Below are 12,847 nucleotides of genomic sequence, written 5' to 3'. Positions count from 1 at the left end.
GTACTCCGTCCCTACTTTGCTAGCGCCTGCTCAATGAGAGCCTCAAGCAAAGCGGGGTACTCCACACCCGAAGCGGCGAGCACCTGGGGATACATCGAAATCGGGGTAAAGCCCGGCAGAGTATTGATTTCATTGATGTACACGGAATCTTCGGTAACGAAGAAATCCACCCGGGATAGGCCCTCACAATTTAGGGCCTCGAATGCGCGAACAGCCATGTCGCGCAGCTTCTCGGTCAACTCAGGCGTGAAAGGCGCAGGGATTTCCGCGGTAACCACATTATCGAGGTACTTTGTGTCAAAGCCATAAAAGCCCTCGTCAGAATCATCAATGCCCGCCAGCAGTGCTGGAACAGACGCCAACAGTGTGCCGTCGGCATAGTGCAAAACACCGATTTCTACCTCTTGGCCTACGATTTCTGGCTCCACCAGGATTTTCTCGTCGTCTTCTAGAGCAAGGTCAACGGCTGCGGGGAATTCTTCCCAGCTATTCACTTTGGATACGCCGATTGATGATCCGCCCCGGGCGGGCTTTACAAAGACGGGCAACCCTAGATGCTGCTTTTCTTCCTCGCTGAGCTCGGTACGACCCTTCAGAATGACCTCGGGCGCTACGGGCAGGCCTGCCGCTGCCAGCACCTTTTTGGTAAATTCCTTATCCATGCCCACCGAGGAAGCCAATACGCCCGGCCCGACATAGGGCAGGCCGGAGAGCTCAAAGAGACCTTGGACGGTGCCGTCTTCACCAAAGGGCCCGTGCAGGATGGGAAATACCACATCAACCTCAGCAAAGAGCGTGCCATCGGTGACGTTATGGAACTGGCCCCTGGCATTAGGATCCAGGGAAAGCGTTAGTTCCGCCCCTCGCCTGACTTCTGGCATGACACCATTGACAATCTCTAGTCCCTCAGTGGTGCCGGGCGTCCACGTGCCCTCGCGGGTGATGCCGATAGGCACCACCTCGAATTTTTCAGGATCGAGGTGATTCATGATCGCACCTGCAGAGACGCAGGATACGGAGTGCTCGGTGCTACGGCCGCCATAGATAACGGCCACGCGGGTCTTTTCAGTCATGCCCGCAGATTTTACCCTTGACCTACTCCGACTTCTTGGACCGACCCATCAGAGCGATGATCATATCTTCCACCGCCATGCCCTCGTAGCAGACACCATAAACCGCGTGGGTAATCGGCATCTCTACGTCTGCCTGCTGGGCTAGGCGGTAGATAGAATCACAGGAGTAGACGCCTTCCGCAACCTGCCCGTTGGTGGCGGCCTTGGCCTCTTCAATGGTGCCGCCTTGGCCCAGGCGATAGCCAAAAGTACGGTTGCGCGACAATGTCGAGGTACATGTTGCCACCAAGTCACCCAAGCCAGCCAAGCCGGAGAAGGTAAATGGATCCGCCCCCAACTCCACTCCGAGGCGGGTAATTTCTGCCAAACCGCGGGTAATGATGGTGGCCATGGTGTTATTGCCTAATCCCTTGCCAGAGGCTATACCGCAGGCTAATGCGATGACGTTTTTGCAGGCGCCGCCGATTTCCGCACCAATAACATCGGTGTTGGTATACGGGCGCAAGTACGGCGCGGCCACCGCCGCCTGGACGCGCTTTGCGCGATCTTCATCTGGGCAGGCGATTACTGTGGCGGCTACTTGGCCTGCGGCAATCTCTTTAGCCAGGTTCGGGCCAGAAAGTACCGCCACGCGGTCTGCTGGCACTCCCGCCGCATCCATGATGACCTCGCTCATGCGCTTGAGCGTGGTGGTCTCCACACCCTTGGAAATGGAGACCAAGGTCGCGTTTTGTGGCAGATGCGGGGCCCACTTTTCCACGTTGCCGCGCAAGGTTTGGGAGGGAACGCCGAACACGACGACGTCGGCAAGCGCCAGCGCTTCCGCATCATTGTGGGTGGCCCTCACTGCGGCCGGCAGCCGGGTATCAGGCAAATAGTCCGGATTGGTGTGGGTCTCGTTGATGGCCTGCGCCAATTCCGCGCGGCGCGCCCACAGGCGGACATCATTTCCGGCATCCGCAAAGACCTTAGCCAAGGTAGTTCCCCAAGAACCAGCACCCATCACCGCAACATTAACCATGGTGTCTCCTCCAAACGTGCAAAGCAATAACCTCAACTTTAAAGCATGTCTGTCCGACCGTGTGGCAGGGATGCACACCGCGCCTAACCCGTGGGACAATGGGCGCTTAGACGTTGTTTAAATGAAGCCAATTACTGTGGAAAGGCCCCGTGGAGGCAGACGATGCCCAATATTAAAAAGATGCACGAAACCGACAAGGATCAACAGCACGAGGAATTTATCTCCGGTCGCCATCAAGAAATCCCGGTGGACCCTGCCAAGGAATTCCACCGCACTACCCTTGCCGCCGGCGCCGTAATCTGGCGCGGGTCCCCGCAGGACCCAGAAATCGCGCTCATCCACCGCCCCCATTACGATGATTGGTCCCTGCCCAAGGGCAAGGTGGATCCCGGCGAGTCTCTTCCTACCACCGCAGCCAGGGAAATCCTGGAAGAGACCGGATTCAGCGTCCGGCTAGGCAAGCTCATCGGCAAGGTAACGTACCCAGTCCAGGGCCGCACTAAGGTGGTCTACTACTGGGTGGCCAAGTACCTGGGCGGAACCTATTCCGCCAATAGTGAAACCGATGAGCTACGGTGGCTGCCCATCGACGAGGCGCAAGACCTTTTGTCCTACGACGTTGATACCGCGGTAGTGGCCAAGGCGGCTAAGCGCCTACGCATCGCGCCCGCTACCCGCGTGCTTTATGTGCGCCACGCACGCGCGCATGACAGGGTGAGCTGGGAAGGCGATGATAACCTGCGGCCGCTCGATAAGAAGGGGCGTCGCCAAGCAGAGATGCTGGTGCCGATGCTGAGTGCCTTCCACCCCACCGCGATTTACTCGGCCTTGCCCCAGCGCTGCCAGCAGACGGCTGCCCCGCTTGCCGACGAACTAGGCAAGGACATTTCCATCAACAAAAACTTTGGTGACGAGGCCTGGGAGAACGACCCAGAAGCGGCCAAGAAAGCCTTCCACCGCGTGGTCAACGAAGGCGGGGTGCCCGTCATCGTCAGCCAAGGCGCCACCATTCCTGGCATCATTGAAGACCTCGCCCCAAAGTTCCTGAAAAAGCCGGTGGACAAGCTGAAGTTTAAGAAGGCTTCTGTGTGGGTCTTGTCTTTCAACAATGGCGAGCTCACCGGTGCCGATTACCTGGCTAGCCCACTGCCGGTGCGCTAGTTTCCTGGTTCCTCGCCGACCAACAATTAAGGCCCTGCCTTCCATCTCATGCGGTGGACGAGCAGGGCCTTATTTGCGCAACTATCGTGCGGCTGCGGGGTTTTCTAACCGCGCAAGCCGAGCGTGCGACGGACGAAGAGGACCAAAATGAGGGTGTTCAGTGCTGGGTACACAAACATGCCGACTAGGGTAAAGCTCAACACTGCGTACAGGACGGCACTCAGGACGACTACCAAGATGGTCACTCCGACATTCTTCTTCGCTACCTCGATGGAAGCCCCAAAGGTCTCGCCAACGGATAGCTCAGGACGTACGGCCTTAACAGCCGGCATCCAAGTAAAGAAGAAGGCGGCGAAGAGTCCCGGAATAATCAGGAGAACGAAGCCCAGGGAAATAACCAGCCACGAAAGCACATTCACCGCCATGAGACTGGCGACATTTTTAAAGCTCAGAAAGTCCTTTATCTCCAGCATCCCGGTATCAACCTGTTTATTAGCAGCCTTGTACCAGGTGCTAATGGACCAAATAAACACTAGGAACATGGCGATAATAGCTAAGAACATTACCGCAATTAACCCACCAGTAAGTGCGGCATCGGAACCCGAGCCACTATTGGCTAGGGCATCAATGGATGTACCGCTGCCTGCTAGGACGAGGGTCAACAGCAAATAGAGAATGGAGACAATTACGATCTGCACCAGTGGACCGAAAATCCACTGCGCCCAACCGCGGCCGAAGTAGCGGAAGCTATCCGCGAGTACCTGAATGGCGTCTACGTCACGACCAAAAAGGGAATCTTCTCCGTGGTCGGTGCTTCCGGCGTATCCGGGTTGCCCGAACTGTTGCTGACCGTACTGCTGCCCGTAGCCTGGTTGGCCGTTCGCGCCGTTTCCGTACGGCGCAGATTCACTGGCAGGTCCGGGAGTACCTGGACCATTGTTTCCTGAATTAAAGGAATCATTATTCGAATAGGGATTGCTCATAGTTCTAAAGCTAGGGGCATACCCTGTTACAGGAAACTGGAGCTGGCGATTGTTACCCTTACGTTACCAATCTGTACCCCCACGGCTCCCCCAAGGTTTGTACTCAAGACTCATACCCAAACGCACGGCACCCCCACCGCCCCTTCTTTAAAAAGGACTGTAGGGGTGTTGGCGCAAGTTCATCCCCAACCGCGCTCCCATTTATGGGGCGATAACAGAGGGCTTAAAGCCGGGGCGTCGCTTTTCATAGTCAGCAATATCGTCCTCGTTACGGAGGGTGATACCAATGTCATCGAGTCCCTCCATCAACCGCCAACGGGTGTAGTCATCGATATCAAAGCGGTAGGTATTTTCTCCCACCGTGACCGTTCGCGCCTCCAAGTCAACGGTGACCTGGGTTTCTCCTGACTCCAGCTGCTTCCAGATAAGCTCAATGTCCTCTTGTTCCATCAAACCGGTAAGAAGGCCGGACTTTCCTGCGTTACCGCGGAAGATATCTGCAAAGCGGGAAGAAAACACGGCACGGAACCCGTATTCACTCAACGCCCATACTGCATGTTCCCGGGAGGAACCGGTGCCAAAGTCTCTTCCTGCAAAAAGCACCGACCCATTTTTAAATTGCTCTTGGTTAAGCACGAAGCTTTCTTCAGGGCGCCAATTAGAAAACAGCCCTTCAGAAAAGCCTGTACGCTTAACCGACTTCAGGTAGCGCGCCGGAATGATTTGATCAGTATCCACGTTAGTAACGCGCAGCGGTACGCCAGTTCCGGTATGGGTTATAAATTTCTCCATTATCAATGCCTTTCTAAGCGCTTAATTCAGGTCAGCAGGACTAGACAGGTATCCGGTCACGGCTGTAGCGGCAGCCACCTGGGGCGAGACTAGGTGTGTGCGCCCACCTGGGCCTTGTCGGCCTTCGAAGTTGCGGTTAGAGGTTGAAGCTGAGCGCTCTCCCGCCGCTAGTTGGTCTGGATTCATTCCTAGGCACATCGAGCAACCAGCGGTACGCCATTCGGCTCCAAACTGGCGGAAGATCTCATCTAAGCCTTCTTCCTCTGCTTGGGCCTTGACAGCTGCTGAAGACGGCACTACCAGCATCCGCGTATCTTCGGCGATGGTGCGGCCCTTGACCACACCGGCAGCGGCGCGCAAATCTTCAATGCGAGCGTTGGTGCATGAGCCGACGAATACGGTATCTATTTTGATATCGCGCAGCGGAGTCCCCGGCTGCAGGTCCATATATTGGAGGGCCTTTTCTACAGTGGCCTTTTCATTGTCGTCACCGCAGTCTTCTGGATCTGGAACACTCTCCCCTAATGGCAGACCTTGTCCAGGATTGGTTCCCCACGTAACAAACGGGGTCAAGGCAGAACCATCAATCTCAACGACGGTATCGAATTCCGCCCCCTCGTCGGTGGGAAGCGTCTTCCAATAGTCAACCGCAGCGTCCCAGTCCGCCCCGCTGGGAGCAAACTCGCGTCCCTTCACATATTCAAAGGTGGTCTCATCTGGGGCGACCATGCCGGCGCGGGCTCCTGCCTCAATAGACATATTGCAGATAGTCATGCGCTCTTCCATGGACATCCTGCGGATCGCCTCACCACGGTACTCAATGATGTGACCTTGTCCGCCGCCGGTACCGATTTTGGCGATTATGGCCAGGATGAGATCTTTGGCGGAGACTCCCTCTTGTAATTCGCCCGTCACCTCAATCGCCATCGTTTTAAAAGGCTTCAAGGAAAGCGTCTGCGTGGCCATGACGTGCTCCACCTCAGAGGTGCCGATGCCCATTGCGATTGAGCCAAAGGCACCATGGGTGGAGGTATGCGAGTCGCCGCAGACAATGGTCATACCTGGCTGGGTGATACCCAATTGTGGGCCAACTGTATGGACAATGCCTTGCTGTGCATCTCCCATGGAATGCAAGCGCACACCAAATTCCTCGCAGTTCTTACGCAGGGTCGATACCTGGGTGCGAGAAACCTCATCCTTGATTTCCAAGAGGTTGCCAGACTTAATGCCTTGCGTGGGAACGTTATGGTCCTCGGTTGCCAAGTGCAGTTCAGGGTGGCGCAGTGTGCGCCCAGCCAGCCGCAGACCATCAAAGGCCTGTGGACTGGTAACTTCATGTAGTAGCTGAAAGTCAATAAAGATGAGGTCTGGTGCCCCAGCATCACCGGGTTGGACGACGTGATCGCGCCACACTTTTTCCGCCAATGTCAGCTTCTGGTTCATAAACATCTCTCCACACTTGAAATCTCATAATTTGGGACGTAGATTTCATTGTATGGGAGAGTATAGCGCAGTTTCCGGAATTAAAGTGTTGGATCGAGCAATGGCCATCATGATGGCCGCCGCCAACCACCCCTCCACCCTCAACGAACTATGTGAAACCACGGGCCTACCTCGGGCGACGGCACACCGGCTAGCCACCGCACTGGAAGCGCACCGCATCCTCGTTCGCACCCCCGAAGGAAAGTGGAAGGCCGGTCCAGCCCTCCCTGGCAACCGTGACCACCTACTGGAAGTGGCGGGTCCAATTATGGAGAAGCTGCGCGAAGACACCGGCGAGTCCATCCAGCTTTACGAGGTCACTGGAAATACCCGCACCTGTATTGCCACTAGGGAACCCGAGTCTGGCCTTCATAATGTCGTCCCCGTCGGACGCCAGCTACCACTTAGCTCCGGATCCGCAGCACGCATCATTGCCGCCTATGTAGAGGTCAATATCGAAGACGCCTCGTTTACTCTCCAGGACATCGAAGCGGCAAGGAGCCAAGGGTATTCGGAGTCCATTGAAGAACGCGAAGCCGGGCTAGCCTCTATTTCTGCACCGGTTTTCGACGAAGCCGGAACTTTCCTGGCAGTCTTGTCCATTTCCGGATCTGTCGAGCGCTTCCAGCCATCACCCGCCCAAAAGTACGCGGATACCCTCACGGCAGCCGCTCGCGAATTGAGCAGCCAGCTTTAAGCTTCCCCTCGCCCCCCACCATGCCCGTCTCTGCCCAATCCTTGCAGAGACGGGCATTGCCTTTTTCTACTCATTTAAAAAAAATTTGAGGAAACTCGCCGCCAGCTATTGAAACCAAACTGAAAATACGATTTAATGAAAATACGTTGAAAACAACGGGGACTAATCCCCGCCAGAAAGGACCAGTCATCATGACCCACACCACCCACGAGAACCACACCCACACCCACGGCACCGATTGCGGCCACGTATCCTTCCCACACGGCGACCACACCGACTACCTCCACGAAGGTCATATCCACCGTGAGCACGATGGCCACTGGGACGAGTGCGAGACCACCGAGCACGTAGAAGCCGAGGCTCACACCGACCACACTCATGGTGAAGGCTGCGGCCACGTAGCTATCCCGCACGGCGACCATGTGGACTATCTGCACGACGGCCACCGCCACGCCGCACACGGCGATCACTACGACGAGCACTAGTTGCAGCTCGGGGCTTAGCCCCTCATTATGCGCCGCCTCGGCCCTTCACCTTGTGGGTCTCGGCGGCCATTTCTATGTCTACCATTCCGCTAAAGAGCGCCCCGAAATTCACACCAGAAACATATCTGCGAGCTCGACAGGACACACTCTCTCATTTCTGTTAAAACTGACAGTCAGACTATTAGTTCTTTCCGGTTGGGTGCTACGGTTCTTCGAGTGATTACTAGTTGGAAGATTTTTCTCCAAGATTTTGTCCGCTTGTGGCGGACCCCGCAGGTTTGGGTGATCCTTATTGGTTTGATGATCACCCCAGCCCTGTATTCCTGGGTAAACATCTCCGGTTTCTGGGATCCCTACGGAAACACAGAACACCTCAAGGTCGCCGTTGTAAATGAGGACAAGGGCGCCACCTCGGAGATGACCGGCCACTTAGACGTCGGCGGACAAATGATTGACAAGCTGCATGATAACGACAGGCTTGGCTGGCAATTCATGGACAGGCAAGAAGCCGAGGACGCCGTTAAGAAGGGCGACGTCTTCGCCTCGGTAATAGTGCCCGAGGACTTCTCGGCCGATTTCGTCAGCCTGTTTAAAGGTACGTATTCTCAGCCCACGCTCGAATACCACGTTAACGAAAAGCTCAATGCAATCGCGCCGAAGATTACTGATACCGGCGCTTCGACTCTGGATACCACTATTAGCACTACTTTCAATGAGCAGGTGGCAGATTCAGTGGCGACGGAGCTTAAAAATTCCGGTGGTGATTTAAGCCAGAAGATTAACCGTTCCGCGGGCGATACCGCGGATTCTTTTTCGGAAACCGCAGACACTGTAGCCAACTCGCGCAGCCAGTTGGCCGACGTTCACGCCACCATCGATGACGCACGCCCGACTATCGCGCAAGCCCGCGAATCGCTCGGTACGGTCCAACAGACCGTCGATGACGCGCAGACCGCGTTGAACGAAGTTAATTCCATTACCGCTGAGGTCCAGCGCGAGGTCACTTCTTTCTCCGATGACGCCACGGCCGCTTATGTGGAAGGAACGACCGCGTTGGCAGACGGCACTGCTTCTGCCAACGCTACCGTGGGCTCGGTATCTGGCAAGCTACGCGGTGCCCTCACTCGCGTCGATGCCGCTTCTGCTGGCGCAGCAGGCATCGTTGGTGAAGCGGATCGGGCTATTGACCAGCTCGATAAGCTCGCCTCATCTCCAGCCCTGCCCCCGCAGGTTTCCCAGCAGATTAAAGATCAGGTGGGAGATTTGCGTGAACGCAATAATCAGAACCGCGCAGTCCTCGGTGACCTGGACTCTCTCAACGGCGATACCAACGACACCATCGATTCGCTCAATAAGACAACGAGCTTGCTGGATAAGATGGCTGCCCAAACGCGCGATGACTCCCACGCGCTGCGCGATAATGTGGCCGAAGGCTTGCCCAAGCTCAATGCCGCGCTTTCCGACGTCACAGCTACCACCGGAAAACTTTCCGCCTCGCTCGAAAGCCAAAAGGCACTGGTGGGCCAGACCGATGGGCTCTTAGGCGGCGTCGACAAGCAGCTCAACCAAGCCCAACAGGTGGTCGAGCGCTTTTCTGTAGACCTCGATGGCATTGAACAGGGACTCCGGGCCTCCCGCAGCGATGTGCTGGCGTTGAGTAATACCGCCAATAACAATTCCATCCTGCAGTCAGTCAAGGGCCTCAATACCGACGAGGTTTCCTCCTTCCTTGCCTCCCCTGCGGAGATGGAAAGCCACGCCGTCTTCCCGGTGAAGCACTATGGCTCGGGCATGTCCTCCCTATTTATCAACCTCACGTTGTGGATCGGCGCTTTCATGCTGCTCATCATCTTCCGCGCTGAGGTAGACCCGCAGGGCCGCAAGAACCTCACCATCACCAAGGCGTACTTTGCCCGCTTCCTTCTACTCTCCTTCTTTGCCATCGCCCAGGCGCTCATCGTGTCCATCGGCAACCTTGCCATTGGAGTGGAGCATGCCAATGCAGTGGCTTATGTCGGTACCGCAGTCATCGTCGGCCTGTGCTATCTGAGCATTACCTATAGCTTGGTGTCTACGTTTGGCCACGTGGGCCGAGGCATCGCGGTGGTCTTTGCCTTCATCCAGATTCCTGGCGCTTCCGGCCTCTACCCGATTGAGATGACGCCAGATTTCTTCCGTGCGGTACACCCGTTCCTCCCCTTTACCTACGGCATTGACGCCATGCGAGAAACCGTCGGAGGTTTCTACGGTAACCATTACGCGCGTGATCTCTGCGCCCTCATCGGCATGGCGGCGATTGCTTACCTCATCGGTTCGGTGATGCGCCGTGGCTTGTCCAACGTCAATATGTTGGTCAACGACGAACTGCGCAAGGGTGGATTGGTTATCAATGAACAGGTCCACCTTGTAGGAAGCCGCTACCGTTTCACCGATCTCCTCTATGCCTTGAACGACCGCGAGGCTTATCAACAAAGCCTTGAGAATAAGTGGGGCATGGCGCGCAGGAACTACTCTCAGTTGATGAAAATCACCGTGGCGGTGGGCCTGGCGCTGGTTGTCGCTTTGGGTATCTACTCACGCATTAACCCTGGAGAAAAGGCCATCATCTTCGGCCTGGCCTGCCTGGTTACGCTCATCGCGGTGGGTGTTATCTGTTCCCTCGAGTACGTCAAGCAGAGCATCGCACATGATAACCGCCTGGCGGATCTTAGCGACGAGGAAATCCAGGAGCACCTCGAGCACCAGCAGGAACATCCAAACCGCTACCTCCTGGAAGATTTGGACGAGGAATCCGCACCTGCTGATACCACCGAGACCAAAGAAATACCCGCCGTTGAAGGCGATGACTCCGGAAAGGGCGGCGAGTAAGTCATGAAAAACGTTCTGACCATTCTCCGCGATGACCTCCACGCCATTCGCACCAATGTCATGACGGCAGTCATTATCTTCGGTCTTGCTATCATTCCATTGCTTTTTACCTCCTTCAACGTGCTCGCCAGCTGGGATCCTTTTTCCAATACCAACCAGCTCAAGATTGCTGTTGCCAGCGAAGATGAGGGACACGAAAGCGACCTAGCCTCATTGAAGCTTAATTTGGGCGATGAAGTACTCTCGCAGCTCAGCCGCAATCACGATATTGATTGGGTCATTACCGACAGCGCCGATGCGGTCGAGGGAACAAAATCCGGTGAATACTATGCCGGCATCGTCCTGCCAAAGGATTTCAGCGCGGATCTGCTTACCTTTTATGTAGAAGGAACCGAGCCCAGCAAGCTCAATCTCTATACCAATGAGAAGAAGAACGCGCTGTCTACCACCATCACGCAAAAGAGTGCGGACGGCGTCATTCAAAAAATCGACGAGTCCTTCACCCGCGTGGTGTCCAATGTTGGCCTCGGCGTCGTATCCGATTTAGATAAATACCTCAACGAAGACGACACCCAGACGGCACTCAATAACCTTCACAACCGCATCAATAATGTCAGCACTCGCCTCGATGCGGCTTCAGGAACCGTAGGTGCACTAAGCAATCTTGTCGATTCCACCCTGCCGCTTACGCAGGCAGCGGATAATATCCTCGCCGAGGCCGGCCGCCAGGCCACGGAGACGGACAATGCCCAAGGCGAAAACCCCATCGACATTCTGCGCTCCACCCTCAATGACTCTGCAGGTTCATTAGACGCTTCCTTAGCGGCTACTACGCAAAGCTACGATGCGCTTTCTGCCCAGGTGGATGAGTTGCTCAATAACGCAAGTAACGCCACCGCACAAACGGCGCAGACCTACCGCACCGCAGCTGAGCGTGTAGATGAGCAAACGAGCGCCTTTGAGGGCGTACGCGCTTCCATCAAGGAGCAAGCCGATAAAGCGGCGCTGCCGGCTCCAGTCGCTGGCGGCTATAAGGCGTTGATGGGCCAGATTGATGCTTCTATCGCCCAGAGCAACGCGCTACATGATTCGTTGGTTTCGACCGCCGATGATATTGAGCAGGGCCGTGGTACCTCGCAAGACTCGCGCCAGCGCACCAAGGATGCCATCGTCAATGCGAAGCACGCCGCAGAGAAGGCGCGCACTTCCTATAACGAGAACCTCAAGCCCCAGCTGGATCAGCTCAACCAAAGCGTCTCTGTGGTGGCCGGCGATATTGATGCTGTTAAGCAGGACATAGCTGGTATTCGCGACTCGGTTTCTCGCAATAACGAGTCACCACAACAAAGCCTGGCCCGCGCCCGCGATACTACTGCTGGCCTCGCTGACACCCTGCGGGAGCAAAGCGGCCGTTTCGCGGACATGGGACGCAAGATCGACGAGGTTCGCCATGGCGGCGACCTAAGCAAACTGGCCGATATCGTTGGCTCTGACCCAGAGCTGCTCGCCTCCCGCATTGCTGCTCCTGTGGCTGTGGACCGTGAACCGGTCTATCCTGTGGCCGCCTTCGGCGTAGGCATGACACCGTTCTACCTCACCTTGTCGCTGTGGGTAGGTGCCCTCTTGGCGTGCGTGCTGGTCCATACCAACGCCGAGCGCAAGTACTTGCGAAAAGACGAGAACGGAAAGTACGACGAAAGCGATTTCACCCGTGGCCAGGCATTCTTCGGTCGCTTTGCCACGCTTGCGTTGGTCGGTCTGGCTCAAGCCACCTTGGTGGTGCTTAGCCTCATTTTCTTCGTCCAAATCGAGCCTGCACATCCATTCATGCTCATGTTCGCAGCATGGGTAGTTTCGCTGGTATTCATGTTGATCATTTACTCACTGGTCATCACACTCGATAGTGCCGGCAAGGCCTTGGCGGTATTGCTGCTTGTGATACAAGTGTCTGGTTCCGGCGGCGCCTACCCGTTGCCATTGCTGCCTGAATGGTTCCAGAACGTGAGCCCTTGGTTGCCAGCTACTTATGCTATCGATGCCTTCCGCAGCGCCATCGCGGGCATCTACCAAGGCGATATTTGGCGTGAGCTGGGCATGCTGCTGTTGTTTACCATCCCGGCATTGGTCGTCGGACTCCTTATCCGCCGCGCCATGGACGCCTATCATAAGCGCCTACAAAAGGCGATTAAGAAGACAAAGGTGATGGCATAGCCAGCGCTTGGCGACGCCCTCCTCTACACAGCCCAGCGAGCCGTTTCACGGCCCGTTGGGCTTTTTTCTTGCTG

10 protein-coding genes are annotated in these 12,847 nt (G+C 56.0%); 5 read left to right on the top strand and 5 right to left on the bottom strand.

All coding sequences use genetic code 11. The features are described 5' to 3' along the window. Positions 1–11: 11 nt before the first annotated feature. A complete protein-coding gene (locus tag QP904_RS06810) occupies positions 12–1,073 on the bottom strand; it encodes a D-alanine--D-alanine ligase family protein (RefSeq protein WP_023021676.1) in 1,062 nt (353 codons plus the stop codon). A gap of 22 nt (positions 1,074–1,095) precedes the next feature. Beyond that, the gene (locus QP904_RS06805; protein WP_284835781.1) at positions 1,096–2,094 is read right to left on the bottom strand and encodes an NAD(P)H-dependent glycerol-3-phosphate dehydrogenase; all 999 of its coding nucleotides are present in this window, start codon (positions 2,092–2,094) and stop codon (positions 1,096–1,098) included. Between the two features lie 162 nt (positions 2,095–2,256). Here QP904_RS06805 and QP904_RS06800 point away from each other — a divergent pair, with 162 nt between their 5' ends. Next, positions 2,257–3,255: an NUDIX hydrolase gene (locus tag QP904_RS06800; RefSeq protein WP_284835780.1), complete on the top strand. Its 999-nt coding sequence runs from the start codon at positions 2,257–2,259 to the stop codon at positions 3,253–3,255. Between the two features lie 104 nt (positions 3,256–3,359). Here QP904_RS06800 and QP904_RS06795 read toward each other — a convergent pair whose 3' ends face one another. The 3 genes from QP904_RS06795 to leuC all read right to left on the bottom strand — a co-directional run bounded on the left by QP904_RS06795 (position 3,360) and on the right by leuC (position 6,473). Beyond that, on the bottom strand, positions 3,360–4,238 hold the full coding sequence (locus QP904_RS06795) for a hypothetical protein (RefSeq protein WP_284835779.1): 879 nt from the start codon (positions 4,236–4,238) through the stop codon (positions 3,360–3,362). A gap of 201 nt (positions 4,239–4,439) precedes the next feature. Then, positions 4,440–5,030: a 3-isopropylmalate dehydratase small subunit gene (gene leuD / locus QP904_RS06790; protein ID WP_023021680.1), complete on the bottom strand. Its 591-nt coding sequence runs from the start codon at positions 5,028–5,030 to the stop codon at positions 4,440–4,442. A gap of 21 nt (positions 5,031–5,051) precedes the next feature. Next, a complete protein-coding gene (gene leuC, locus QP904_RS06785) occupies positions 5,052–6,473 on the bottom strand; it encodes a 3-isopropylmalate dehydratase large subunit (RefSeq protein WP_023021681.1) in 1,422 nt (473 codons plus the stop codon). A gap of 52 nt (positions 6,474–6,525) precedes the next feature. Here leuC and QP904_RS06780 point away from each other — a divergent pair, with 52 nt between their 5' ends. From QP904_RS06780 to QP904_RS06765, 4 genes are all read left to right on the top strand, one after another. Then, a complete protein-coding gene (locus QP904_RS06780) occupies positions 6,526–7,209 on the top strand; it encodes an IclR family transcriptional regulator (RefSeq protein WP_034656457.1) in 684 nt (227 codons plus the stop codon). A 191-nt stretch (positions 7,210–7,400) separates the two neighbouring features. Continuing rightward, positions 7,401–7,694, top strand: a complete 294-nt coding sequence (locus QP904_RS06775; RefSeq protein WP_023021683.1) for a hypothetical protein — start codon at positions 7,401–7,403, stop codon at positions 7,692–7,694. Between the two features lie 216 nt (positions 7,695–7,910). Further along, positions 7,911–10,562 carry a YhgE/Pip domain-containing protein gene (locus QP904_RS06770; RefSeq protein ID WP_239270271.1) on the top strand — a complete coding sequence of 884 codons (2,652 nt, stop codon included), beginning with the start codon at positions 7,911–7,913 and terminating at the stop codon, positions 10,560–10,562. Positions 10,563–10,565: 3 nt separating this feature from the next. Continuing rightward, positions 10,566–12,773 (top strand): YhgE/Pip domain-containing protein, encoded by a 2,208-nt coding sequence (locus QP904_RS06765; protein WP_284835778.1) that lies wholly within the window; start codon positions 10,566–10,568, stop codon positions 12,771–12,773. The last annotated feature ends 74 nt before the right edge of the window (positions 12,774–12,847 follow it).

This window comes from Corynebacterium nasorum (assembly GCF_030229765.1).
GTDB classification, from domain to species: Bacteria; Actinomycetota; Actinomycetes; order Mycobacteriales; family Mycobacteriaceae; genus Corynebacterium; species Corynebacterium kefirresidentii.
This window is presented reverse-complemented; position numbering and strand designations above follow the sequence as displayed.